Below are 26011 nucleotides of genomic sequence, written 5' to 3' on the forward strand. Positions count from 1 at the left end.
TTTTTTACAAAGTTAACTGGCACTTGCAGGAATGGTTTTCAATAGTTGATAGGTATCTGACAAAGATGATTGAGCAAGAAAAAAAATTTCCTCGATTATTATCCCTGGATGTATTTCGTGGAATTACCATTGCTTTAATGATTGTGGTTAATTGTCCCGGCAATGACAGCACTTATAACTGGCTTGAACATTCTGCTTGGGATGGTTGTACCTTGGCAGATCTGGTTTTTCCTTTTTTCGTTTTTATTGTCGGTGTTGCCTCCGTATTTAGTTTATCCAAATCACGTGCGCAGGGCGGTTCTTTACAGCAATTACTGCCTAAAATTATTAAGCGGACTATTCTGATTTTTTTAATTGGCTTGTTTCTTAATGCGTTTCCTTATCATTTTGATTTTGCCACAATTCGTGTATTTGGTGTTCTACAGCGTATTGCCATTTGTTATTTCTTGTCTGCATTTTTATTTTTAACCACACAGCCCCGAACGCAACTGATTGTAATGTTTATCTTATTGTTGGGTTATTGGTTGTTCATGGCTTTTTGGCCAGTACCGGGTTATGGGGCTAATAATTTGACTCCACAAGCTAATCTCGCCGCTTATGTCGATCGCTTGCTTTTTTCTTCAGCTCATTTATATGGCAAGGTCTATGATCCGGAAGGCTTGTTAAGTACGGTACCTGCGATTACTACTGTTTTATTGGGTAATCTTACCGGTATAGGATTATTAACGACCGCCAGTCAGCAGGAAAAATTGGTCGGGATGAGTATGGCCGGTATTAGCGCGTTACTTATTGGTTGGTTATGGGGATTATGGTTTCCAATTAATAAGGCTCTTTGGACTAGTTCTTATGTTTTATGGACTGGCGGCTTGGCGCTCTTGGTCTTGGCGTTTTGTTACTGGACAATTGATATTAAAGGATGGAAAAGATGGTGCAAACCACTTGAAATTTTTGGTGTTAATGCGATGGCAGCGTATATTCTCCATATATTTTTTTTAAAAATACAACTAATGATTACACTGCCTAATCAAGACGGTTTCCCTGGAAATTTACGTTCTTTTATTACCGAACATCTATTTGGTTGGGCATCTCCTCCTGATGCTTCCCTGTTATATGCCTTAAGTTATACTTTTTTCTGGTTAGTGATTCTTACTATTCTTTACCGTAAGAAAATATATATTCGAATTTAGACCATGGGTTGAGCTAATGGGTTAATAATTTAATCATCGGTTGCTTAGGTTCGTTCAACTGGCAACCAGGAGATTTATGGAGACTAACTTGGGGTTCTAGAGTGGGTATTTTCTTGTCTATCCTCCATTACCATGAATAAATAATGAGAACAAAGACGAAGTATTGATGTGTCTCATAACCTAATTCCGTATCATATTTTTCTTTGTTTTTCACTGAAAATTTAGTCATAAAATTATAATGACTCTCTATGGCAATGCCAATGTTGCTGATTAAAGTGTCATTTCCATTTTTTATTTATTCGACCTAATTTTTTTAGGTAAAACCTATAATAAATAATATCCGTTTTTATCCAAGTTAAGTTTTATGAAAAATTGCGTTATATTAGAATGCAATTTTCAATAAAATAATTCATTATTTTAGCTTACACCCTCTAGAATAAAGGCAAGTGAGTAAGCCTATGAAGAATGTTTTTCAAAAGAGTAATTTGAACTATTCCCTGGATGATGAACTGGCATTGGCTATTGCTCTTGCAAGAAAAGCTGGGCAAGTTATAAGAGACATCCGCACAAAGGGTTATAAGATTCAGGAAAAAGAGGAACAACAGGGGCCTGTTACAGAAGCAGATCAAGCAGCCAGCGATTTATTGTTGGAAGAAATTAGACAAATATTTCCGCATGACCTCCTTATTTCAGAAGAAGCCCCTTTACCTTCTAAAGCCAATCCACTAAGGCGTACATGGTTTATCGATCCCATTGATGGAACGAAAGAATTCATTGCTAATAACGGGGATTGGGCAGTCATGATAGGTTTGGCTATTCATGGCCATTCTTGTTTAGGGGTAGTCTATCAACCTGATTTAGATCGCCTCTATTATGCTACAAAAGGAAATGGTGCTTTCCTGGTAAAACCGCAAGGAACGAAGCGCCTCAAAGTAAGTGGCACCTCAGAGCCAACCCAGGCTGTTTTAATTCAGTCTCATAACTCCCATAATAAAAAAACAGAACAGCTAATTGCGCAATTAGGGATCAGAAAAACACTTAGACAAGGCTCGGTCGGGTTAAAGCTAGGAGTCATCGCTGAAGGGAGGGCGGATCTCTATTTTAATTTTTCAGGCTACTGCCATTTATGGGATCTTTGTGCACCCGAAATCATACTTCAGGAAGCAGGGGGTGGGGTTCTTCTCTCCTCAGGAAAAAGCATCATTTACAATCTTGAGGGAATCAAGATTAAAGAAAAATTTTTAGCTGCTAATAATGGGTTATTAAGGGCAGTATCGCAATTTATAAAATAATTTCATCTTTATGAAGTCTAGCTTGTTTATCTTTCCCGGTTACGCTCGATAGAATGATGCTTGGTTTCCATATACACTGTGGTAGCGACCAGGCCTTGCTCATTTTCCAATTCAACAAAACGTACTCTGTCTCCCACTTCCAGTTTTTCAAAATCATAATCTATTACGCTGTGACTGGTGAAACGGATCTGGCGGCCATCGGTTGTTTCTATATAGCCGTAGTCAGCAGGTGGAGCGATTTCATTAACACGTCCATAAGATACCGGTTCATGGTGTTTAATCTCACCACGCTGTTTACTGATATGGCTTTGTAATTGTCTTTTGATAGCATTAAAAGCGTCTCGAATTGCTACATAAACATCTTCGTGAGCATGATTTTGCATGGGTTCTCGACTAGCTACAAGTTCGGCATTGGGTACGCTAAGATCAATACGAATATGATAAAGCGTGCCTTTGTGATGATGGCGGTGAGGCGCTTCAATCGTCACACTACAACTGATGATATGATCAAAATAGCGCTCTAGTTTCTCGGCCAGTTGGTTAACTTTATTTTCAACAGCGGGGGATGGATCCATATTGCGAAATATTACACGAACAGGAAATTTCATTACGTAACCCTCCTGTATGACTAAGACAATTACAAGTGCGTCTAATTCTAAATGATAGTCAAGAAAACTTATCTTTGCCAACGAAACTAATTGTTCATTGTCCGAGAAAAAATAAATAGAGAAATTGCTAGCAGTTTTTTTGCCTACTTTATTTACTTGAAATGAGAATCTATAATGCGAGAGTTAGCGAGATGGTTTAGCGTAAAATAAAGTAGGGAAATAAAAATGCGAGAACCCGTTAAAGTGCGTTTTGCAACCCCGCAAGATATTGATTTTATTTATGATTCCTTAATTGAATTAGTAAAGGAAGCTCGCTTAGAGAAGCGATTTTCGCAAACAAAAAACTCTCTGTTTAGAATGATTTTTTTAAACGATTCTGCTGTTGAGGTTTTAATTGGTCAAGCCAGAAATAATCCTGTTGGATTAGCCTTATTTTCAATGACTAACCGTAATTTTATGTTATTCAACGGTCCGGGCATTTATTTACATGATTTATTTGTAAATGAACGCTATAGACGAATGGGTATTGCTACTGCTTTGATAAATCAATTAAAAAAAATAGCAAAGGAAAGACAATGCTCTCGTATCGATTGGGTATTATTAACGGACAATAAAGAAGGGAAGGAATTTTATAAAAGCCTGCAGTGTGCCGAACCGGTAGAATATTTTCAATACATGAGAATTAATCATGATGAGTTAGGTTTATTATGATCCAATTACTCGGGCTTGATTCCTAATCCAGGCCAAAAGCGCTGATTTCCTGCGTTTCGCTGCCGGTAAATCAGCGCTTTTCGACTCAAATTAAATCAAATATCAACAGCCTTTAAGTAGATCAATATCTTATTGATTTCCGTACCTCAATAATTGCGTTGCCATCCCAGATATAGTCATAGTGTCCTGCCTGGACGGGAATGGTTAAGGCTGGTGGCCTAAAGATTGCCAGACATTTAGCATTCTCAGTTCTTACGCTAGGGTAGATTAAACCCCATTCATTGCGTTGTTTTATTTCACGACCCAATTCCTGGCTTTTTCCATAAGACTTAATATCTGCTACTAGATAGTCTTGATAGCGATTGTGGCAGAGATCGACTAGGCTTTTAGTCACATGGGCAGTATATTCTCTCATTTGGACTATACACGGTGGCTCCTTTGATGCGGCTAAAAAAACTTCGCGATGAAATTTAGTTTCGGCAATCGCTGTTCTGGTTGAGTCCCCAGCGTAATAAATGCCATAAGAGGTGCCATCACTGAAGCGCGAAATGCCGAAATGGGTAAAAGCCGCCATTAGTGGAGTAGATCCAGACCCACCGACCCAATCTTCTTTGGCTACCAGTGAAATATAACCGTATTCTGTTGTTAAACGATCATTAGTAAGCCCTTCCAGATAGGCAATCTGCTCCAGCTCTTCTGGCGATTCGGCCCAATCGAAAAAGCTTACTGGTGGATATCTGGATGGAACAAGGCGATGTGTTTTATCCTTAAAATCTATATAGTTAAACATTCCTTATTAATACCCTCGCCAAAAATCTAAAAATCTACGTACCTCTGCAAGTCTCATGAGGCTTCCTTCCATCATATAAGTTTTTGGAGTAATGCCATTAAAAGGCGGCAAGGTATTTTCCCTATTAATCCAGGATAAAGCTTGGCTACTGTCAATAAATAAAATTCGCAGATCTTTATAGATCCCTAATAGTAAAGAAATACGTTCTTTTTCATCACGACTTAGGTTCCCATTATAGCTTTTGATTCCTTTATAGTAAGAGGAGGCAGGCATATCGCCCATCAATTTCAGTGCTTCTTCTTTACTAAAATTAAACCTTTCTACCAGATTTTTAAGGGCTTTCCATATGACTTCATTAGGTACTGCTAATGACACTTGCGCTGAAGTTTTCATAAGAACCTTTTCTTTAAATATACTTTATTATTGTCTAATTTTAGATTTTTGTCTAATTCTAGATTAATAATTTTTATTGACTACTGAAATAGCAAATTGTATTTACAACTTTCCATTGGTCTAATTTTTTTTATTTGTGCTGTTAATTAAAGCATGCAACAATGGTTGAAGGTACTACGGGCAAAAAGGACAAGCGTATGAAACAATATATCTGGTTCCATCCTCTTTATATTGCAGAGACTGCCAAAACGACCGTGGTAGGGCAGATGCGCAATGCAGAAAAACATGGTTATATTGTTTTAAAAGAAAAAGAATTAAATAAGGTTAGTACTCGAGATCATTTATCGATTGTTGGTCATTCATTTTCTCCAAAGTTAGAAGTAGAAGCAGATATAGACGCTATGTCATTATTGGTTAGATCCCCAAAGGGGATGGAGTGTGAGTTAGCAGAAGATATCGCCCAACAGGAGGATACGGGTTTTTATATTCAAGGAGAAACAGCCGAGCAATGTATAAAAAGATTACAGCAAGCAGGGCTTAAAAAAGGACCACTACTCTTATCACTGGAGTGCTGCATAGCGGCTGCAGCGAACGGCATTGCCGAACAACTGTCGAGTCATCGATTCTTTATAAATACGATTATTGAGGCTAATACAAGCGGCATTGGCCGAAATCCTGGCAATCTTTCCTGGTCTATGCCAGAAGACTGCTTTGGCCGAGTTGTATTGCAGGATAGTAAAAATCCTTGGATTTTTCTGCTCGGAGGTAGTCAGGTTGCAAAGCGTTCTCATGGGACTTACCAGATTAGCGAGGTAATAAGAACAATACTGCAGCAAGATTTCCACAGTCGCTTTTTTAGCCATTATAGACCTGGTCTAAGAGGGGGGCGTGTAGGACGATACTGTGAGAGTACTGGTCAGCGAATAACCCGTGAAAAAGCAGTTGCCTTCGCCTTGGAGCAACGCGGTTCAGCGACTGATATAGCGTTACAAGAAATGGATAAAGAAGAGGAGAATAGAGTTCTAAGTCACTAGATTACCACATGCATTTTACTCCATTTATATTCCTTCAATTGAATAGCGAATTTTTAACGATATTGATAATTATTAATTATCAATATTGGAACCTCTGCATCTAAATTTCAGGCTTATTTAATTATATTAATAATTCATTAATTTTACCCGGGTATAATTCAAAATTTTTACATTTTATTTAATTTTTATATATAAATTAACCTTAAATTCCTATGGTTAAAAGCATAAAAATTTTGAATTTACAGGAGGATTTATGGGGCTTTCAACCAATTTGAGACTAGGTGAATGGGCAAAAAATAAAACACAATTACTAGTGCCTTTTAGTACCAATTCAGGTGGTCAAAAAACCATTGAGCAAACACTGTTATTAACGATGGTTCGCAAAAAACATCCAAAAATAATGCGGGAGCAAATAGCAAGCTGGTCTCTTAGCCCCAATCCTGCTGATAATAGTGAAGATCATAGTAATAGACAAATATCCTTTTATGATGGTTTTGGCAAAGAACATGTTGATACTTTGTTGAATTTTCACAGTTGGTTAAAAGACGCCCGAGATAAAAAGGCTAGTGGTTATCATCGTGACGGTACTTATCGTACAGTTTTACATGATATTGAAAATAATGCTAAAAATAGTGTTAAACATGGTGTAGGAAACTGTGATGAGTTAAGTGGTATAGCGTATCTTTTATTACTCGAATGCCCCTCAAAATACACAAAAAGCCAACCTGTTCGAGTTGAAAAAATCAATATCACGTCCCCGGGTGATCATTGCTTTGTTGTAATTGGACGTAGAAAAAATTCTGATCTTAGAGATCCATCGACTTGGGGGCCTGATGCCGTGATTTGTGATCCTTGGGGAAATGTTAATTTTTCGGTAAGTGAACAATTAAATAAGAATAAAAGCGATAGATTAGCCATGTTTAACTATATAACTTATCATTTGGCAGCACGGGATTCTGCTTTTAAAATCAGTCAAGACTATGTGGGAGGGGGGCATTCTCAGCGCTGGGATAAAAAGGGGCGAACTGATTTACGGTATCACCAAAATTACTCTGCAAAACAACAACATATTCCTTTTTTTCATTCGGGAGGCTATCAATTAAGTGATGTTGAAGCCATGGATATCGTAAAAGATGAAGGAGCAAATCTTGTTATATAATTTGCCCAGACAATAGGCTTTCTTGAATTGCTAATTCGTTAGATTGATAGTAGTAATTTGTTTTGAATTGATGATGTTGAAAATTGTCAGCTAACAGGAGCGAAATCAGCTTAAAAAGGACGCGCTAATTCAGATTTTCATGGACGAAAATAGACAATTAGTTATTCCTATATGGATAGTTTGCACCTTGGATCTAATTATTGATGGTTATGATTATACATTACCTCATATCACCGCTCTTCTCTTATGATAGACCAGACTGCATCTCTACTTGGTGCAGTATTTTGGACCATTATTTGTCGGACGTTTGGCTGACGTAATAGGCAGGAAAATCATGCTTATTCTAAATTATATTCAAGCATTCTGGATAGCGCATTTCAAGGCCCATTTTGAAAAAGAGTTATTGATGACTAGCTCTTGAAATTGATGCTCGATTAAACTGAACTATAAGGTAAAAGGTAGGGTAAAAAATAAGCCTGCTTTCTATTCAACAATAGAAATATAATTGCAGGCCTAATAAAGAGCTTTAATGTATTAGCTTAGTATACTTACTATACTTGCCACAGCCTCTTCTTCAGCGCTCTTTTTCGTTGTGGGCGTCTTTTCAGGAGTCGAAGAGAGCGTCGGTAATTTCACATGGGTATCTTCTTCCCTTAACTCCTCTACAGTCGCAGTAAATGTACGGGAACCACCAAAAAAACTGGCTGGAGTAGAAGATGGTTTAACTCTATCCATAGACGCCGTGAAGAAACGAATTTGTCCTTTGAGCAAATTCCTTACAATTTCTAAGGCTTGTTGAGCAAGCTTGGTTGGTAATTGATCGTAAACTTCAACAAGACTTTCTTCCCTTTCCATAAAAATGCTGTAGGTAGCTATGGGCGCGCTCTTATGAGTTTTAAATACGACATTAATGCTCAAAGTCCCATGATCATCTCTACGGACTGACGCTTTTGTCCTACTGGCAACTTCATGGATCATTCTGACAGGAAAATAAGCATAGCCTTCAGGTGTGGCGGTAACATCTTCTTTTAAAACATGGGATAAGTGTTGCGGAGTTTCTTTCTTTTTGAAGGATTTTGCTTTTGATACTGGTTGAACGATACCTACTACCTCAGTAAAACCAGGCTCTTTAGGATTACTGGAGCTGTGATAAATATTGTGTTTATAACCGCCATGTACTATGAAACTGCAAAAACCACGAGGGTGTGAGTGTCTGGTTTCTGGTTCTAGGCGAGCACCTAAACTTTCATAAAGATCGCCTGGCCAAAAATTGAGTCGTAACTCTGCAGCATCAGGAATGACTTTTAAAATTCGAGGATCTTTGATTGCACTAATGAGATCATTATTTAAACGTAAAAATCCGGATGGGTTTCTGCTTACTGTTAAATGTTCTGCATAAACTGGATTTTCTAAAACCTCTAAAATTGCAGTCATGAGAGTAATTTTAAATCCGACGTTGGTTAGTGCTCTATCAACGCTATCTAGTCTGCGCGCATCTACACAGGTCATTGCTAAACGAGCTCTATCGCCCTCATTCAAAAAGCTAAATAATTTTCGCGATAGCTTGTTAGTGCTTCCACCATGAAAAACATCTTGAAATGTTTTTGGTTGAGTTTTGGGCTTGGTAGATACTACTGTAGTTACTACAGAGGGATCTTCGCTTGGGGTTACTAGGGGGGGTACTGGGGGAATAGTTGGTGTAGCGACTACTTTATCCTGCTCAACAAGTGAACGTACGCTATCTTCTGTTAACATAATTATCTGCCCTCAAATAATAAATAAATTTGATTAGTCCCTCCTCTTTTTTCCCTTAAATTGCCTGGTAAATTGGCAAGAGCTCAAATGTTAACCATAAATTATTAAGGAAATATTAATAATTTTTAAACAGTATTAAGTATTTTTGAACAATTAATTTATTATTTAAATAGCTAACTTAACAGGGGTTAATGAATAAATTTGAATTAAGTTTAGATTAATCAAGGATAAGGGTAATTTCTTGTTTGATAATAAAAAATTATGGTTCGTGACTTACACTACGCCGTTGCAGAATGAGTATATTGTTCGTGTAATATTCCTTTGGCGATATTTCGATAGAAAAGATTTTCTGGCTTACTGGGTATCATCTAATTAAGTCAAGTTTATCGTGGAAGATAGATTGTCTTCATAATAAGCGTTTTCTTTAAAAATGATCTTTTTTCCTGAAATCGCCGAAATACGATTACCAGGTAAAATAAAACCTATCACATTGAGCGGATCGACGGCTGAAATGGAAAGTATTTCTTTATTGGGTTCCTTATTTTTAGTTGCCCGTAAAGAATCTACAGCATAAGGTAAAGCGAATTGTTCACCTAAAAAACCACTGACAAAACGCCCCCCACGAATTTCCCCGCGTGCTTCCAGGCGACGAAAAGCGATTAACAATTCCCGCCAACGTGGAATTACTTTTTCTCTGGCTAAAAGATCACGAAAAACAACACCATATCGTTTCAATAATAACCAGCAAATCGCTTCAATTTGTGCAGTAGAATCTTTGTGGGTATGAGTTTTTAATAAGGACCACCTACCCGTACTGTATTGATGACGAAGAGGGTGGCGTCTTTTTTTGTTTAAGCGACGACGGGGATCAATTAACGAGCGTAAATTATCGAAACCATCAGCAGTTGTTAAACCGGCAGTAACCAGCTCCCAGAGACCCATCTCTATCTCTGATTTAAGATGGTTTACACCCAGAGCAATATCAGTAAAAAAGGAAGCCCCATTTTTTTGTAAATAACTATAGATGCTTTTTGCAATATGACTTAAAGCGGGTAAATCTTCTTCATGAGTGAAATGTTGCACTTCCGGCATCCATGCTGCTGTATCTCGCACGAAGAAAGTAATCGGAGCAATACTTGTTGGTATCACACGTTTATTTTCTAATATTGTCTCATTCTTTAAAGAGGAAAGTCGTCCCCAACCGATAATCCCCGTGAGGCAAAGTCTATCGAGCATCGCCGGATCATAATTATTAACTCTTTTGGCTAAAATTTCTGGTTCCCAGGCTTTTGCAGGCATTTCAAATCCTTGTAACTGGCTGATTATCTCCAGCAGGCCTTGTTCATCTCTTAATTGAGTGCCTGGGGCTAAATGTTGCCAAGATAATAGCCATTGCACAAATTTCATCGCGCTGACAGGTTCGATTTCTTTACGCAATTTTCCTAAAGTTAGTTGATGAATCCGGGCTAGCAGGCGCCGCTCGCACCACTCCAGCTGATTAGCTTCTTTAAAGGTGCCTCGCAAAATTAGTCCGCTTGCCTCTAATCGAAGTAAGGCATGCTCTATAGAGGATAAATCCAGATTTAATAACTGACTTAATTCTTGACTGGTTGTTGGGCCTAGGGAGAACATCCAGCCACGGATTAATTCAACGATACCTTCCTCTTGAGACAAAGGTTTTCCCTCAATGGCTTTTAAGGGATGCTGAATAATTGCGTGTGGGTAGATATTCGAAAAAGTTTTGGCTTTTTCTATAGCAAACCAGAAAAGTTTGTCACCTACCAGGGCTGTAGCCGCTCGTCCGCCAGCAATGAGTTCAGTTAGGAAGTTTTGCCACAGTAAACGAGTGGTTTCTTGCTTGAAATACAGAGCGGGAAAAGCAATAAAGGTTTGTAGGGCATCTTGAAGCTCATCAGCATTCCTGACATCAGGCCAAACTTGCTGTTGAACCTCCTCAATAATGTTTAAATCCAGTTTACCTATTTCTTGTATAAGTGAGTCAGGCAAGACACGCCGCATGGCAACTGCACGTGCTCTCCTCTCTTCCAAAGGTGCATCATCCAAAAAGGCATAAGGATTTGCATTTAATATTTCGTGGGCAAATTGTGAGGGGCTTGGCGTATCTACAGCAAGATACTGGATTTCACCCTTTTTTATTTTCTTTAAAATATCAATCAAACCATCCAGATCGAGTGCTTCTGTTAGCGAATCTTTTAATGCTTCATTAATCAGAGGGTGGTCTGGTAATTCAATGTCGCGCCCAGCGAGATTGTCTTGGCAGGCTGCTGCATCGGGAAAAACGGCTGCCAGTAGGTCATCGGACAGCATCCGGATAATATTGGGTGGTACTTTTTTTCCATTACGAAAACGAACTACTGCCAATGCTCGGGCTGCATCCCAACGCCAACGGGTAGCAAATAGAGGGGATTGCAAAACAGCCTGAGTGAGTACTTTCGTAATGGTTTTCGGATTTAAAAAAGCAAAAACATCAGCTAAAGGAAAACTATGCTGTTCAGCCAGGGCAATATTAATGCCGTCATCAGTTGCAGAAGCTTGCAGTTCAAAATTGAAAGAGCGGCAAAAACATTTTCTTAGCGCTAAGCCCCAGGCTTTATTAATACGGGCGCCGAAAGGAGCATGAATAATCAATTGCATGCCGCCTGATTCATCAAAAAATCGTTCAGCAATAACTTTTTGTTGTGTAGGAACTGCTCCCAATAAAGCTCTTCCTTGCAAAATATAGTCAATAATTTGCTCTGCCCCGGCGTTATCAACTCCGCAATTTTCTTTTAACCAGGCAATTACTGGTTGAATAAGCGCCTGGTTTTTAGCTGTTTCAATGGAGGAACAAATGATTGGTAATTTGTCGCTGATCAGTTGACGTAGATTGGAAACACGTAATGATAGTTCAACCGTTCTCCCAGGCGCTTCGCCGCGCCAAAAAGGGACGGTTGGAGGTGCACCATGAGCATCTTCTACCAATACACGACCTGTAGCACTTTCAATATGTCTGATTTTCCATGAAGTACTACCTAGTAAGATGATATCTCCACGGTTACTTTCTACTGCAAAATCCTCATCCAATGTACCGACCATCACACTGGTTGGTTCTGCGAACACGGTAAATAAACCAGTTTCAGGAATTGCCCCTCCGTTAGTAATGGCAGTCAAACGGCTGCCACGCCGGCCTTTAACCAGGCCATTAACGCGATCACGAAAGAGGTATGCACTATAACGACCGCGCGATCCCGCAATGCCTTCAGAGAGCATTTCAAGAATATTATTAAACGTTTCGCGTTCTAAAAATTTATAGGGAAAAGCGTGTTTTACCAACGCAAATAAATCATTTTCCGGCCACTCGTCGGTAGCGCAACTTGCAACAATTTGTTGCGCTAAAATATCCAGGGGTTCCTTAGGAATAATCAACCGATCAAGGTCGCCATCTTTGATAGCATTGACCAGGGCTGCACACTCTAATAACTCATCGCGTGTAGTGGCGAAAATTCGACCTTTCGAAATCGCACCATGCCAATGACCCGCACGCCCAACGCGTTGTAGCATGACTGCAATTGAACGCGGCGAACCCAATTGGCATACCAAATCGACTGTACCAATATCAATTCCTAACTCCAAAGAGGCTGTGGCGACAAGCGCCTTTAGCTGTCCGTTTTTTAATTTGGTTTCAGCAGTTAGTCGTAATTTTCTAGACAGGCTTCCATGGTGGGCGGCAACTTGCTCTTGGCCTAGCCTCTCTGCCAGATGATGAGCAACTCTTTCGGCTACTCGGCGTGTATTGGCAAAAATTAAGGTGGAACGATTTTGCTTGGCGAGTTCTGCAAGCCGATCATAAATTTCATCCCACATACTATTTGATGCCACCGCCCCTAATTCACTGGATGGGACCTCTACAGCCAGTTCTAACTGTTTGGCATGTCCAATGTTAACAATTTGCGGTAAAGCTCGCCGGTTACCTGTTAAAAAGTTTGCAACTAACTCAAGGGGTTTTTGTGTTGCTGAAAGGCCAATGCGTATGGGAGACTGATGAGTAATAGCCTCAAGACGCTCTAGAGATAATGACAGGTGGGAACCGCGTTTATCATCAGCCAACGCATGGATCTCATCGACAATGACTGTTTTAACTGTCCGCAGTAGTTCTCTACTTTTCTCGGTTGTTAATAATATATAAAGGGACTCTGGGGTGGTTACTAAAATATGAGGCGGTTTTTTAGACATGGCCAGCCGTTCTTTAGGCGATGTATCACCGGTTCTTACAGCAACCTTTATCTCTGACATGCAAAAGTCTTCTGCTTTTGCAAGTTCCATAATGCCAGCAAGGGGACTCATCAGGTTTTTTTGGATGTCATTACCCAATGCTTTTAAAGGGGAGACATACAGCACTTCTGTTTCGTCACCAAGAATACCGTCGAGCGATTTTCTAACCAGTTGATCAATGCAGGCTAAAAAGGCAGCAAATGTTTTTCCTGAACCAGTAGGCGCTGAAATTAAGGTTGTCTTACCGGCAAGAATGTGAGGCCAGCCTTGACGCTGTGGTTCCGTTGGCTCCCCAACATTGGTGATGAACCAGTCCCTGACAAGTGAATGGGCCCAATCAAGAGTATGATCAGATTTCATCGATATAACATTGCCAAAAGATAGAGTTAACTGCTTAAGTATACACTATATGAACTGATGCAATAATACCAACCCAGAAGTCTGGTTTGGTATTTAAAGATAACAATAATTCCTACTATTGCGTGGGATCTTAAATTCTAATACTAGTATAAGTGGTTTTATCTGAATGTATTGCTTTATACATTTTTTTGTTCATGCAAACTATCTTTTCAACACTGTTGGGTATAGGAATAAGGACAGAAGATTTTTTGACGGTTATATAGAGTTTACTGTTTTTTATTTTCCATTTCCCTACTAGTGCTTTTGCTGCGTGCTTGATATCAGTTTTATCAGCAATTTTTCCTATCAGCGTGTGATCTTTATTAAAAATTAAAATATCTACGTAGGATCTGCCTAGCAGTTTAACCTCCATACTTTCTTTTCTTTTCCCAATAATATTTTTTTCATAATATTTGTCCGTTTGTGGGTAACAATTATCAGAAGCAAAAATGGGAGAAATAAAGAGTAAAAAGCAGGTTGTGATTAAGTATTTAATCATCAATTCGCTCCATAAGTTAGTAATTTTTTTGCATTAAACAAAAGATTTTAAACTGTGTCAAATAAAACTATTTGAGTAACAACTGTTCCAGGGGTAATTTAGTTGTTGATTTCAAAAATTGATATGAATTTAAATAATAAAATTTATGTAAGAAATTAACTATTAATATTTTATTAATATTTTTACATTAGAATGCCAAAAATTAAAAAATTTTATCGGAAAATATATCATGCTGCAGAAAGTTGAAATTGTAGAAGATAGCTTGGTCGAGTGCGTTAATAGTCAAAGAAATGCAAGAAAAACAATCTTGGCCAGTATTGCACAGAATGGTCTAACTCCACCTACAACCGACAGCAATAGCCATCTTTTATTATCAGCTGATGGACATATTTCCTCAAAAATTTCTTATAATTTAGTACAATTAGAAAAATGTAAAGCTAATAGTTTTTCAAAGATTTGTGATTATGCGATTCAGGATCCCCACTGTGGAATGATTGGAATAACCCTGGAGCGGAATTATACAATCAACGCTAAAGATATAACTGAATTGACGCCTATCCTGTCTCCTCGTCTGCTAAACAGTATTTTGTTTATTGTTGTGGGTGAACAATTAAAGACCAGAAGGTCCCAATACTCAGGCGATGTTTCTGAGCAGGAACTGGAGGGGTGTATTGGCCGTGGTGCAATCCAAGCCATTATTGTTCCCACTTTTTTATATGCTGAGGTAGTTAATCTTTATAAGGATGTCACTATCATTCCCGTCGATACTGTAAATTGCAGAATAAAATTAAGTAAACATGTCGCTAAAAATATTCAGTTAGAAAATACTGACGCCCTGGATAGGGAGATCGACAAGAAATTTCCACTGATGAAACTACAACATCCTAGTTTGTATGAAGATAAGCAGATGATATTGCAGTTTGTTGAATTTGAAATGACTATGCCTGATTATAGTACTGGTTTGGTGCAATATATTGAAAATAGTATAAAAAAATATGGTAAAAGCCATTTTTTTGGGCTTCATTTAACAAGGCTTCCTACGCAGCACGATGTATCCGTGTTATTGCAGAAGAAAGAAAATGATCCTAAGGAAATGATGAGGAATGATAGACAAAATGAAAATAAAGTTGAATCTCAGGTAGCTAATGAAGTCGCTGTAACCCCTGCAACTCCACAAATTGATTTATTTAGCTTAAATTTCTTAACGAGCATGGCACAAAAAGCAACTGCAGATTCTACGCCATCTAATGAGGAGTCAACTGCCTATACATTCCCATAATGATGTAAGTAGTGATAATTTAGAGGTAAATTCTGTTACCTGCCAGAATGATTTGGTTATCATGAATCCTATTATCAATGGCAAAATTGTCCTATTCAGGCCAGCAATAAAGTAGACACGCGATAAGTAGGAGGAAACCTTTCTTGTCGTAAAATACCTCTCTTTCTGTCGTCAAATACATGAGCAAACACTGCAACAATCGGTGGATGCCATTTTTATACTGGTTACTCTGGTATAATGCGTGATCCCTAGTTAATTCTTGCAGTTATTCCAGAAGCGGATAAAGCAAGCAAGTCAATGCATTTGGATCCAACACCTCTCTTTTATTGGGATGAAGAAATGCAGCGTCTGTTATGTCGTAAATAGGTTGATAACCTCACGACCGGGCAATGACCATTGATTGGTTGGGAAGGGGTACCCTTATTGAACTGAAAAGAGATCGTAGTGAAACAAAAGAGAGGTGCGACATTCTGTATAAGTTAAAAAGGGATGAGTATCTCGAGTAAGGGGGGATTTTCTATGTTATACCTTCAAATACAAGCAACAACTGACCTGTTATTGAGTGTTGAGAGCTGGAATGCTAAAAATTACTAATACGTTATGTGTTTCTATGTCAGAAATTGAATTAACAGCAATTCGAGCTCAAGGTGCTGGTGGCCAGCATATCAATAAAGTATCTACGGCAATGCATCTTCGCTTTAATATAGAACAATCCAGTTTACCGCCAGAATTAAAAACTAGATTAGTTCAGCTAAGAGATTACCGCATTACCCGGGATGGTATGATTGTCATCAAAGCGCAGCGTTATAGAAGCCAGGATAAAAATAGAGATGATGCCTTGCTAAGATTAGTTGCACTCATTAAAAAGGCGTTGTTTGTACCTGTTTCGCGGATAAAAACCAAGCCCTCCAAACTGTCGATTAAAAATCGACTTGATAATAAAAAACGTAGAGGTTATTTAAAAAAGCTTAGGCAATCCACAGAGTAATTATTCTTTATTCTTATCTGTTTAAATCTCTAATTACATCGATTTGATTGGAAACTAACATCGTCCATATTAGCTTTTGCCCGGAACAGTGCCGCTAGACGTGATTGCATAATTTGCGTTCTTATTTATTATTTCTTTTGCAACGCGCTCACCACTAAGATAAGCACCATACACAGTGGCGGGATAGAGATTTGTAGTTGCTTCTCCGGCAAATAGAAGATGTCCAGCAACTGTTCTTGCCATATTTAAATAATCTTTTCCATCCTCTAAAGCTTCTGGACGCAAGCTTGAATAAGAACCTTCACTATAGGGGTCTTTACCCCAGCGAGTGATGACATAGGATGTTGGAGCTGGAATTTTTTCACCATAGATAGTTTTTAATGTTTTCATCACAGATTGAATAATTTCAGTGTCCTTTTTATTTTCAAGATTTTTAGCAAAATCAGCAGAAACAATGGCAGATAAAATGGGTTGGTGAAAGAAATAATTGAGGTTATCAAATTCAATCCACTCTCCTTTATTTACCCAATTTGTACCTGACCAATAGGCAGGAGAAATGTAACTAATAAATTGCTCAGAGTCCCAAAAGACTTTTGGAAAAAGCATGATAATTTTATTCATGATTCCCATATTGAGGTGTTCCATTGCAATAATTTTATTCCTGGGTAATTGGGGTATAAATTTAACACGGCCAGTTTTTAAAACGCCCAAGGGCAATGTACAAATAACATATTCGCCAATAAAATTTTTGTTATTGTTTGTACTGACTACGATTGCCTCGCTGTTTTGATAATTTACTTTGATTACTACATGATTCAAAAGAATATGGGTCTTTATGTTTTTAGCAAGACCATTAACCAGATCTTTATAACCATGAAGGAGGAGTTTTTCTTTCCCTGGAAAATTATCTTCATTGTCATACCAAAGGGCAGATAAATCGTGAATATCAGCTGCATATTCTTGTTCAATTTTGTCTGAGATTTCATACAACAAGCCATGTTGTGATTTTTTATTAAGATGTTTCTGGTTAATTAATTCAAGAACAACATCTGACACGGATAATTTTGCATTCTTTTTATTATCTCTACGTTTTTTTTCGACTAGCTTTTCAAAATCCAAATAAAGTTCTTCATAGGATGTATCAATGGCATCTGAAATTTCTTTACCTTTCGAATTATAAAATGAGGAAGAATGACTATCTAGGGAAGCGGTAGCCAGATGCCATTTTTTAGCTAATTTCATTAAGGGATTGCTTTGATCGCCGCCATGAATTATTCCTGCTCCCAGCTCTATAGGCACCTCTTTCCATGGCATAATAGTACTGACTCTCCCACCTATACGATTGCGTGCTTCGAGAATAATATAATTATTTACGCCATGCTTTTGTAAATAGTGACCAGCTTCTAATCCTGCGATTCCTGCTCCGATAATAATAACTTTATAGCGAGCAATTCTGTCCTTTTCGGCTTGAAGCGTTTGACTAAAAATGAGAAAAATTATGATTAAAATCCTTTTTAACATAAAACATCCTAATTTTGTTGATTTGTTAAATATAACAGGTGAGTGTCTAAATCACTTGATATTTTCTGAAATTTATTTAATTGCTTAGTTAAATCTTGCTATAGATCTGATTATTGGCAGCTACCTCGCTTTTTGATGGTATGAGCATCGGCAGCGAACTATAATTAAAAACATCAATGTGCAGGAGTAATGATGGGGATAAAAAATCCTGGTGATCTTTTCGATATTCCTAAAGAAAAACTGTTTATCTCGGAAAGTGGTTATGCATATAGCATTGATATGATAGCCGATTTTATTAACAGTGATGATTGGGATTTCAATGAGTATAAAAATAGGGAGGAATTGCAAGGGACCTTCCGTGACTTCAAAAATAAGGAACGCGAATCTGAAGAAATAAAAGAGGCTTTACCAATTCATTTATTCACTGAACGTGATATCGCAGAATTACTGAAACATAGAGAAATCGTTAGTGCTTATGAAAAAAGTCCACTGGTTAGTGGGTTAAAAGATCTGGCAGATGGTATTAGTGAAACAACATTAGAGCTTATTGGTGCAGTGGCTAAAAAATCGCAAATTCTTGAGAGTGGTGGTGAAAGTGCGAATGAAGCGCGATTGGGGCTCGTATTATCTACACCACTTCATGCACTTTCTGAACATCTTAAAACGATTAAAAGAACAGAAAAGAATGCCCTGATTTACCTTACCAGCCAAGGCGGGCCTGTGGGCCGATATTCCGAACCGGATGCGCGAGGAATGAATTTTATCGATGATCTCAATAAGATTTATAACTCAGGATGTGGAGCTGGTTTTAACCGACATATCGCCAATGTATTTACTATTCTTAAAAGTTATAAATTGTACCAGCAAGCCCAAAAACAACTTCAAATGGAGTCTTCCCACTCCTTCTCTGCTAATAAGGCCGTATCAATGTGGGCGGTTTCACCTTCGCTAATTGATCCAGTCAAGATGGATGATGCTTTGCATTACATTAGAGACAAAAGAGGGGCTTTGGGCATAGCAGAGCTAGATCAATTAGAAGATAATTTTTTAATGAAGAAAATTGAGCTCATCAATGGAAATAGTAAAGAATGTTATCTGATAATAATGGATCTCAATTTAGATAAAGAAACTGGAGTTAAAAAAATTCTTATTCCAATTGAGAAAATTCTAGAGTTTGCCGATAAGCACACCCATTCGCCTGGTATGGCTACTTGATTGAACCAGACAAAAATTATTGTCAATAAGTTTGCTCACAACACGTTGGGAAGAGGGGATTATATGAATTCTATGAGCTAGCTGTTTTTAATGAGCGGTCTGTTTTCAAAAAAACATTCGCTAAACCAGGGACGCTAACGTAAGTTTTGATTGGTTACACCCGTTAACCCCCCATGCATCCATTTTATTGCCCAATTATAAAATTCCTCAGCGGGCATGGGTTTTGCGATTAAATAGCCTTGTGCCAGATCGCACCCCAATTCGAGCAGATAATTCCAATCTTCGACAGTTTCTACTCCTTCCGCAACGGAGGTGAGCTTTAATTTTTTAGCCATTTCCAGACTGGAACTTACGATGATGCGCGTCGATTCATTTAAGGCAGCATTGGTTACAAACGACTTATCGATTTTAAGTTCCGTATAGGCGATACGCATAAGTTGCTGCATAGTTGAATATCCGGTCCCATAATCATCAATAGACAAACCAAAACCTTTCATTCTTAATCTGGATAGATTTTCCAGGACACTGCCAAGGCAAGAGGTTGTGGCGGATTCAGTGATTTCTAAAATCATATGATGAGGCTCCAATCCTTGGGATAGAACTAGATTCGTGATTCGATCGGCCAATGTTGTATCTGTTAAGGATATGAGTGACAGATTAACTGAAACCATTATATTAAGTCCTGCTTGCCTCCATGAGCTGCAATATTTTGCTGCTTTTTTTAAAATTACCCAGGTCAATTCATCAATGATCTCCATATGCTCCATATCGGAAATAAAATCCTGGGGGGTGATAATACCTGCTCGTGGGTGTCGCCAGGAAGTAAGTGCCTCAGCGCCTTTAATGAACCTGGTTGTCAATTCAATTTTAGGTTGGAAAAAAGGTTCAAACTCTTCGTTTTTTAGTCCTTTCAACAATTCTTTTTTGGTAAATGATCGTGTTGGAGGTTTTGATTTTGTTACCTTGTGGTTTCTAACGGCAGACATATATTTGTTAAGTAACAATTCTAACTTATTCTTACTAACTGGTTTTTCAACGACACCGAGAAGATTAATCTCGTAAGCCAATGCCATGGTTTCGATAGATGTGATCAGTGGCCGTTCCAATCCACTAAAAATAATAGTGGCTATTTTAGTTTTAATTTCACTAAGGTGGCGAAGTAGTTCCATGCCATCCATGCCAGGCATTTTGATATCGCTGATTATAATATTAATGGATTTAGCATGTTTTTTAATTATTTCGAGTGCCGTACGGCCATCAGTCGCTTCGTATAGGTTTTCTACACCCATATTTTTTAAGAGGCGGATTAGGATATTACGTTGAAATTCTTCATCTTCTACAATTAGAATGGTTAAATTTTTAAAGCTCATACATTTATTCACCTGACTGAATGTCTTAAGTTCTTCTGCATAACAGAAACGTAATAAGACTAGATTAGAGTGAATCTAAATAGTTCTCCAAGTTTTGCACCTCTTCATCAAGTTTAATTCGATATTTTTCAACGGTTTTATCATCATTTTTGCGACTCGCTTCTTCAATTTTCTGACAAATGATGGCAAGTCGTTGAGCTCCAACCAGCTGGCAAGCCCCTTTGATCTGATGAGCTAAGTTCATTATTTGGTTGAGCTCCTTCTTTTCTATCGCGTCATTAAGTAAAGCAGTACTTTTACTGTTTGTTCGCCTGAAATCCTTAAGAATCTCTTGTATTGCTTTCTCATCTTCTCCTACAATTTCAATCAATAGGGAGCGGTCGATAGGGGGGGCTGTAGGAAGTGGTAACCAATGATCCATACAGCGCATTAAATCTATCAAGGCCACAGGTTTTACCAAAACATCATTCATACCTGCTGCCAGGCAATTTTTTTTTACATCCAATTGAGCATCAGCCGTGCAGGCAATAATCGGGGTATTTTTTAGGGCATTTACATGCTCATATTCACGTATTTTCTGTGCCAACTCATAACCATTCATCATAGGCATGTTGCAATCTGTTAAAATTAAAGCATATTTTTTAGATTGCAGTGTCGCCAGGGCTTCGGTTCCTCCTTTAACTCCTTCCGCAGCATAACCCAAAGAATTTAACTGTTGCATGAGAACTTTACGATTCACTGGATAATCATCAACTATACATACGAGGGAATTTTCTCTCTCTGCATCAGGAACATTAGGAGCACTCCGACGATTAGCTATTGTCTCTGCTAATTGATGGATGGGTTCTGTGAAGTCAGTTTCGATTTGCTTTTGATCTGCAATGGGAAAAGTGACTGTTAGAACCATCATAGTCCCGTGATTTAACTCACTGCTAATGTCAATGGAACCATTCATCAATTCGGCCAATCTTTTGTTTATTGCAAATTCTAAAATTGCACCACATATCTCATGGGCATGCTGTTTTTCAATCTCGGCAAATGGGTTGAGGAGCTGTTGCAAGCTCTCAGGAGGGATTCCAATCCCAGTATCTTCTACTAAAAATCGTAAACGCTCGGATTTATTAAGGCGTTCTAGTAGGTCAACCCGAATTATTATTTTTCCTTCCGATGTAAATTTAATTGAATTGGTTATAAAATTTCCAATTATTTGTTGGAGTCGTGCTGAGTCAAATACTAAAGCAGGACTAATCGATGGATCACAATAAGCCTCTAACACGATTCCTTTTCGACTAACTGCTCCACTATATAATTGATATAATTTTTTAATGACCGCGGCAATAGAATCAGCTTTGGGAGAAATTTTCATTTTCCCTGCTTCAATCTTTGAAAAATCTAAAATATCATCGATAATGCGCATTAACGATTTACTGGATTCATAAATTGTTGCGAGAGTACTTTGTTGATCAGAATCCAGCCTGCTTAAACCTAATAATTCCAATAAACCGATAATTCCCATCATTGGAGTGCGAATTTCGTGACTCATAGTGGCAAGAAATTTACTTTTTTTAATATTAGCCAAATCAGCGGCTTCTTTTGCCACTTGTAACTCTATTTCACGGCGCATTAGCTCTTTATTCATGCTGACAACATCTTCAAATGAAGAAGCCAGCAAGTGGAGAATTTGCTCAGGTCTTGACGGGATAAAATAGTCCTTATCATCCAGATTGATTCGGTACCCGGATTTTTTATTTTTCTCTCTAATCCGTTTTTTTCTCTTTAAAATCAATTGAATGCGATGCAGCAAAAATTCTGGCTTATAAGGTTTATAGATGAAATTATCAGCGCCGGCTTCCAGGCCTTTGCCAATTTCTTCAATTCCCTCCAGAGACGTCATTAAAATAATCGGTATGTCTTTTAAATTTTTATCATCCTTAATAGCTCTACATAGCTCAAAACCATCCATCTCCGGCATTAGAACATCACTGATGATAAGATTAGGCTTTTGTTGTTCTACCGCTTGTAAGGCTTCTCTACCATTGGTTTTTACAACATGTTGATACCCGTTTTTTTCCAGTAAATAACTTAGCGTTGCGCATTGTGTTGGACTGTCTTCAACAATGAGAATGGTTATTTCCTGGTTACTGTTCACGAGCTTTACTCCAGTGAATGATGGTTCCTGCCATGTTAGTCAAAAAATTGGCAATGTCCTCCGGCGATAAAACAGCGGAAGCAGCACCTATATTGATTGCTTCACCAGGCATACCATTAACTACAGACGTTTCTTTATCTTGAACGATGGTAAATGCCCCATGATTTTTCATCAGTTTAAGTTCAGCCGCTCCATCTTTTCCCATTCCCGTTAATAAAATGCCTACTGCCTGATTGCCCATTTGTTTTACAATTGATTGAAATAACGCACCGACAGAGGGGCAATGACCGTTGATAGGAAGATCTTTACTCAGTGCGATTGTTCCCGTTTTCGTTATTTTCATTTGAAATCCTTCAGGAGCGACATAAGCACACCCTGGTTGGAGAATTTCACCAGCATCTGCTATTTTGACCGGGAAACCCGTTGCTTTTTCCAGCCAATCTACAAAACCTTGGGTAAAACCATTTGCAATATGCTGAACAATTAAGATACTTGCCGGGAAATTTTTCGGAATATTGGACAAAATAGTCTTTAACACAACCGGCCCTCCAGTAGACGCTCCAATTGCAACGATTTTAACTGCACCAAGATTAAATTGAGCTTGCGAATCAGTTGTTTCAGTAGACAAGCGACTATCTTTTTGGGGCCATCGCCGGATTACTTTTATCTCGGACATTGCTCTAATAGTTTGTATCAGTTCCTGGGCTTGAGTTTCGTGCTCGGGGTGCTGGGAACCGACTAAAGAGCCAATAACAGATACTGCTCCCGCATCAAGTGCATGAAAATCTTCAATGGCTTCCTGGGTACTTACGCTAGCTGATACAATAACGATCGCCACTGGATGTGTCTCCATGATTTTACGAGTAGCCTCCAAGCCATCTAAGTGGGGCATGTGAAGATCCATCGTAACTACATCAGGATTTTTTGCTTTCACAGCAGCAATGGCCTCTTCACCGTTGGATGCCGTGCCAATCAATGTCATGTCTGGTTGAGCATCTATAATGCTTGTAATTAGTTCTCGAATGACAGGAGAATCGTCGACTACCAACACACGAATTTTGTGAGGTTCTTCAACTTGACTCATAGTAATCTCCGCACGATCTCCAGCAAATTGCTTTGATCAAAACTACTCTTAGCCATATAGGCATTAGCTCCTGACTCAATCCCTCGCTCTCGATCCTCTTGAGAACCGAGCGCTGTAACTAACACAATAGGTAATTGTGCGTATACCTTATCTGCCCGAATTTTTTCTGTTAATTCAAAACCATTCATTTTGGGCATATCCACATCAGACATGACTAAGTCAAATGCTTTTGTTCTCAATAAAGTATAGGCTTCTAAACCATCAACTGCTGTTGAAACTTGATAACCAGCTGATTCTAAAATACCCTTTAACAGGGTGCGGGAAGTAATAGAGTCTTCAACGACCAGAATAGATTTTTTGACTGGTTCAGCAGTAGGCTTATATTCTTGAACAGGTTTGGGGCTAGCTAATAATATGCACGCTGTACGAAGTAAGTCGGCAACATTTAAAATAGGTACCACCTGACCATTGTTCCGTAAGGTAGCACCAGCAATATTACGGATATGGGCTGCTTGTTTATTGAGATTTTTAACTAAAACATCTTCTTCGCTGAGTATTTCATCAACACCAAAAGCGATGCGCTTACCAGAGGCCTCTAAAATGAGTATAAGTTGATATTCTCTTGGCGAATCATTACTCGCTGATTGAGCTAAACCTAAGGTATTTGCCAAAGTTATAAATGCCAGGGTTTCTTTTTGCCAAACAATAACAGGTCGATTCTCAATGGATTTGATGGACATTTTTGGTATCCGTAAGCATTGAATAATCTGGGCAGATGGTAAAAGAAATTGCCGATTCAAAACTCGTACATAGACCCCGCGGAAGGTTGTAAGTGTTAATGGCAAGATAATCCGAAATGTTGTTCCTTTACCTTTATGAGTATCTACGGTAACCAAACCACCCAGTTTATCCGTTTTTTCCCAGACAATAGCAAGCCCAAGCCCTCTACCCGACAAATCCGTGATCATTGGACTTGTGGTTAAACCGGATTGAAAAATGAGCGGGATAATATCTTCTTTTTTAGGAGACTGATTTTCCCTCGGGTTGATGAGGCCAAGTTGTTGGGCTTTTGCATAAATTTGCTTCAGATCGATACCAGCTCCATCATCCGAAACAAGTATTTCAATGTGGCCACCTGCGTGTTCCTTCGTACTGAGAGTAATAGTTCCTTTGGCGGGTTTATTAGCTCTGTCGCGATCATCCGGTTTCTCTATGCCATGATCAATACAGTTTCGAACGAGATGAATAAGTGGATCAAACATTTCTTCAATAATTCGACGATCAATTTCAGTATCGGCACCCTGTATAATCAATTCCACATTCTTCCCTTGTTCTTTAGCAAGGTCACGTACTAACTTGGGAAGTATCTGGAGTGTGGTGAAAATGGGTTGCATTACCACTTTTTTCATATCTTCCAGCAAACTGTTAACTTTTACATTGAGCAAGTGCTCATCCTGCTCAGCTGACTTTAGTAATTTTGCCATTTGACAATTAAAGGACTTAACGAAATCTATCTCCCAGGATACAAATTCAAGCAATCTTTTTAATTGCGGCTCTTCTATCTGAGAGTGAGGATGTTTATTTGGTTTTTCCACGGAATTCGATAAGGATTTTTGAATCAGTTTTAATTTAGCCTGGGCTTTTATAAGTTTTGCCAAAACGAGAACAGCTTCACGAATATCAATAGTCCTCTGAGAAGTAGCCAATTTGATGGCTAACAATTCTTCTACTTCTAAGAGCAAGGTATCCAATTTGGTTTTTGCGATTCTTACTGTGTTGGCTACTGCTAGCTTTACGGTAGGAGGCGTTTCATGATGGGTGGGTGGGGTCGAGGGATTATTCTTTTTCCTTTTTAAGGGGGTCTCCAGCTCTGTTGGTACTTTAGGGATACTACCCTTCTTGATTAAATCTTCAAGCTGGGTGATTAATGTCGCGACAGGATATAGTTCTTTCCCCATGTCACTATTTTCTTTTGCTAATATATGACTAATCGTATTCACAATTTCGTGAAGTGCATCTAATAATGCTGAGCTAATTATCAACTGATTATGTTTAAGTGCTGAAAAAACATTTTCAACTGTATGGCATAAAGATTCGATATTAGTAAGATCTACCGCTCTGGATGCTCCTTTTAGGCTATGGGCTGCGCGATAAATAGTTTCAACTATTTCTCTCCTTTTATTCGATGATTGCTCTTTTTCCAGCTCAATTAACCCAGAGGAGAGATTTTTAATATGCTCCTCTGCTTCCTCCCTGAAAGTTTGAAGTAATCGTTCGCGAAATTCTTGATTAGCGTTTTCCATAGT

At 38.5% G+C, this 26011-nt stretch carries 19 protein-coding genes; 8 read left to right on the forward strand and 11 right to left on the reverse strand.

Annotated features, from left to right (window positions below; all coding sequences use genetic code 11):
* Positions 1–65: 65 nt before the first annotated feature.
* Together DYC89_RS07085 and DYC89_RS07090 are read left to right on the forward strand one after the other, a co-directional pair.
* Entirely contained in the window at positions 66–1187 is a 1122-nt protein-coding gene (locus tag DYC89_RS07085) for an acyltransferase family protein (RefSeq protein ID WP_115221152.1), read from the forward strand.
* A 458-nt stretch (positions 1188–1645) separates the two neighbouring features.
* On the forward strand, positions 1646–2479 hold the full coding sequence (locus DYC89_RS07090; protein WP_115221153.1) for a 3'(2'),5'-bisphosphate nucleotidase CysQ family protein: 834 nt from the start codon (positions 1646–1648) through the stop codon (positions 2477–2479).
* A gap of 26 nt (positions 2480–2505) precedes the next feature.
* Here the strand turns inward: DYC89_RS07090 and DYC89_RS07095 are convergent, their stop codons facing one another.
* Positions 2506–3087, reverse strand: coding sequence for an HPF/RaiA family ribosome-associated protein (locus tag DYC89_RS07095; protein ID WP_115221154.1), 582 nt, complete (start codon positions 3085–3087; stop codon positions 2506–2508).
* Between the two features lie 225 nt (positions 3088–3312).
* Here DYC89_RS07095 and DYC89_RS07100 point away from each other — a divergent pair, with 225 nt between their 5' ends.
* The gene (locus tag DYC89_RS07100; RefSeq protein WP_115221155.1) at positions 3313–3798 is read left to right on the forward strand and encodes a GNAT family N-acetyltransferase; all 486 of its coding nucleotides are present in this window, start codon (positions 3313–3315) and stop codon (positions 3796–3798) included.
* Between the two features lie 121 nt (positions 3799–3919).
* On the opposite strand, the gene DYC89_RS07105 is transcribed toward DYC89_RS07100, so the two are convergent.
* Both DYC89_RS07105 and DYC89_RS07110 read right to left on the reverse strand, forming a co-directional pair.
* A complete protein-coding gene (locus tag DYC89_RS07105) occupies positions 3920–4588 on the reverse strand; it encodes an RES family NAD+ phosphorylase (protein ID WP_115221156.1) in 669 nt (222 codons plus the stop codon).
* A 6-nt stretch (positions 4589–4594) separates the two neighbouring features.
* Complete coding sequence (locus DYC89_RS07110) at positions 4595–4981, reverse strand: antitoxin Xre-like helix-turn-helix domain-containing protein (protein WP_115221157.1); 387 nt, start codon at positions 4979–4981, stop codon at positions 4595–4597.
* A 197-nt stretch (positions 4982–5178) separates the two neighbouring features.
* Here DYC89_RS07110 and DYC89_RS07115 point away from each other — a divergent pair, with 197 nt between their 5' ends.
* Both DYC89_RS07115 and DYC89_RS07120 read left to right on the forward strand, forming a co-directional pair.
* On the forward strand, positions 5179–6015 hold the full coding sequence (locus tag DYC89_RS07115; protein ID WP_115221158.1) for a hypothetical protein: 837 nt from the start codon (positions 5179–5181) through the stop codon (positions 6013–6015).
* A gap of 253 nt (positions 6016–6268) precedes the next feature.
* On the forward strand, positions 6269–7174 hold the full coding sequence (locus DYC89_RS07120) for a hypothetical protein (protein ID WP_115221159.1): 906 nt from the start codon (positions 6269–6271) through the stop codon (positions 7172–7174).
* Between the two features lie 534 nt (positions 7175–7708).
* Here DYC89_RS07120 and DYC89_RS07125 read toward each other — a convergent pair.
* From DYC89_RS07125 to DYC89_RS07135, 3 genes are all read right to left on the reverse strand, one after another.
* Positions 7709–8929 (reverse strand): hypothetical protein, encoded by a 1221-nt coding sequence (locus DYC89_RS07125; RefSeq protein ID WP_115221160.1) that lies wholly within the window; start codon positions 8927–8929, stop codon positions 7709–7711.
* A 372-nt stretch (positions 8930–9301) separates the two neighbouring features.
* A complete protein-coding gene (locus DYC89_RS07130; protein WP_115221161.1) occupies positions 9302–13561 on the reverse strand; it encodes a DEAD/DEAH box helicase in 4260 nt (1419 codons plus the stop codon).
* A gap of 130 nt (positions 13562–13691) precedes the next feature.
* A complete protein-coding gene (locus DYC89_RS07135; RefSeq protein ID WP_115221162.1) occupies positions 13692–14099 on the reverse strand; it encodes a hypothetical protein in 408 nt (135 codons plus the stop codon).
* A gap of 307 nt (positions 14100–14406) precedes the next feature.
* Between DYC89_RS07135 and DYC89_RS07140 the strand changes: the two genes are divergently transcribed.
* Both DYC89_RS07140 and arfB read left to right on the forward strand, forming a co-directional pair.
* Positions 14407–15378: a hypothetical protein gene (locus tag DYC89_RS07140; RefSeq protein ID WP_147285489.1), complete on the forward strand. Its 972-nt coding sequence runs from the start codon at positions 14407–14409 to the stop codon at positions 15376–15378.
* A gap of 577 nt (positions 15379–15955) precedes the next feature.
* Positions 15956–16366 (forward strand): alternative ribosome rescue aminoacyl-tRNA hydrolase ArfB, encoded by a 411-nt coding sequence (gene arfB / locus DYC89_RS07145; protein ID WP_115221164.1) that lies wholly within the window; start codon positions 15956–15958, stop codon positions 16364–16366.
* Positions 16367–16435: 69 nt separating this feature from the next.
* Here the strand turns inward: arfB and DYC89_RS07150 are convergent, their stop codons facing one another.
* Positions 16436–17887, reverse strand: a complete 1452-nt coding sequence (locus DYC89_RS07150) for a flavin monoamine oxidase family protein (protein ID WP_115221165.1) — start codon at positions 17885–17887, stop codon at positions 16436–16438.
* A gap of 189 nt (positions 17888–18076) precedes the next feature.
* Here DYC89_RS07150 and DYC89_RS07155 point away from each other — a divergent pair, with 189 nt between their 5' ends.
* Positions 18077–19102 carry a hypothetical protein gene (locus DYC89_RS07155; RefSeq protein ID WP_147285490.1) on the forward strand — a complete coding sequence of 342 codons (1026 nt, stop codon included), beginning with the start codon at positions 18077–18079 and terminating at the stop codon, positions 19100–19102.
* A gap of 134 nt (positions 19103–19236) precedes the next feature.
* Here DYC89_RS07155 and DYC89_RS07160 read toward each other — a convergent pair whose 3' ends face one another.
* The 4 genes from DYC89_RS07160 to DYC89_RS07175 form a co-directional block, all read right to left on the reverse strand.
* Entirely contained in the window at positions 19237–20472 is a 1236-nt protein-coding gene (locus DYC89_RS07160) for an EAL domain-containing response regulator (protein WP_115221167.1), read from the reverse strand.
* Positions 20473–20536: 64 nt separating this feature from the next.
* On the reverse strand, positions 20537–22621 hold the full coding sequence (locus DYC89_RS07165; RefSeq protein ID WP_115221168.1) for a response regulator: 2085 nt from the start codon (positions 22619–22621) through the stop codon (positions 20537–20539).
* Positions 22611–23705 (reverse strand): chemotaxis-specific protein-glutamate methyltransferase CheB, encoded by a 1095-nt coding sequence (cheB, locus tag DYC89_RS07170; RefSeq protein WP_115221169.1) that lies wholly within the window; start codon positions 23703–23705, stop codon positions 22611–22613. Before cheB ends, DYC89_RS07165 begins: the two co-directional genes overlap by 11 nt.
* Positions 23702–26008, reverse strand: a complete 2307-nt coding sequence (locus DYC89_RS07175) for a hybrid sensor histidine kinase/response regulator (RefSeq protein WP_115221170.1) — start codon at positions 26006–26008, stop codon at positions 23702–23704. Before DYC89_RS07175 ends, cheB begins: the two co-directional genes overlap by 4 nt.
* Between the last annotated feature and the right edge of the window lie 3 nt (positions 26009–26011).

The sequence above is a fragment of the Legionella donaldsonii genome, assembly GCF_900452385.1.
Classification (GTDB): domain Bacteria; phylum Pseudomonadota; class Gammaproteobacteria; order Legionellales; family Legionellaceae; genus Tatlockia; species Tatlockia donaldsonii.

What these genes read in the sequence shown, in the direction of transcription:
- DYC89_RS07085 (WP_115221152.1), top strand. Translation starts at nt 66, where the DNA reads ATGATTGAGCAAGAAAAAAAATTTCCTCGATTATTATCCCTGGATGTA.
- DYC89_RS07090 (WP_115221153.1), top strand. Translation starts at nt 1,646, where the DNA reads ATGAAGAATGTTTTTCAAAAGAGTAATTTGAACTATTCCCTGGATGAT.
- DYC89_RS07095 (WP_115221154.1), bottom strand. Translation starts at nt 3,087, where the DNA reads ATGAAATTTCCTGTTCGTGTAATATTTCGCAATATGGATCCATCCCCC.
- DYC89_RS07100 (WP_115221155.1), top strand. Translation starts at nt 3,313, where the DNA reads ATGCGAGAACCCGTTAAAGTGCGTTTTGCAACCCCGCAAGATATTGAT.
- DYC89_RS07105 (WP_115221156.1), bottom strand. Translation starts at nt 4,588, where the DNA reads ATGTTTAACTATATAGATTTTAAGGATAAAACACATCGCCTTGTTCCA.
- DYC89_RS07110 (WP_115221157.1), bottom strand. Translation starts at nt 4,981, where the DNA reads ATGAAAACTTCAGCGCAAGTGTCATTAGCAGTACCTAATGAAGTCATA.
- DYC89_RS07115 (WP_115221158.1), top strand. Translation starts at nt 5,179, where the DNA reads ATGAAACAATATATCTGGTTCCATCCTCTTTATATTGCAGAGACTGCC.
- DYC89_RS07120 (WP_115221159.1), top strand. Translation starts at nt 6,269, where the DNA reads ATGGGGCTTTCAACCAATTTGAGACTAGGTGAATGGGCAAAAAATAAA.
- DYC89_RS07125 (WP_115221160.1), bottom strand. Translation starts at nt 8,929, where the DNA reads ATGTTAACAGAAGATAGCGTACGTTCACTTGTTGAGCAGGATAAAGTA.
- DYC89_RS07130 (WP_115221161.1), bottom strand. Translation starts at nt 13,561, where the DNA reads ATGAAATCTGATCATACTCTTGATTGGGCCCATTCACTTGTCAGGGAC.
- DYC89_RS07135 (WP_115221162.1), bottom strand. Translation starts at nt 14,099, where the DNA reads ATGATTAAATACTTAATCACAACCTGCTTTTTACTCTTTATTTCTCCC.
- arfB (WP_115221164.1), top strand. Translation starts at nt 15,956, where the DNA reads ATGCTAAAAATTACTAATACGTTATGTGTTTCTATGTCAGAAATTGAA.
- DYC89_RS07150 (WP_115221165.1), bottom strand. Translation starts at nt 17,887, where the DNA reads ATGTTAAAAAGGATTTTAATCATAATTTTTCTCATTTTTAGTCAAACG.
- DYC89_RS07155 (WP_147285490.1), top strand. Translation starts at nt 18,077, where the DNA reads ATGATGGGGATAAAAAATCCTGGTGATCTTTTCGATATTCCTAAAGAA.
- DYC89_RS07160 (WP_115221167.1), bottom strand. Translation starts at nt 20,472, where the DNA reads ATGAGCTTTAAAAATTTAACCATTCTAATTGTAGAAGATGAAGAATTT.
- cheB (WP_115221169.1), bottom strand. Translation starts at nt 23,705, where the DNA reads ATGAGTCAAGTTGAAGAACCTCACAAAATTCGTGTGTTGGTAGTCGAC.
- DYC89_RS07175 (WP_115221170.1), bottom strand. Translation starts at nt 26,008, where the DNA reads ATGGAAAACGCTAATCAAGAATTTCGCGAACGATTACTTCAAACTTTC.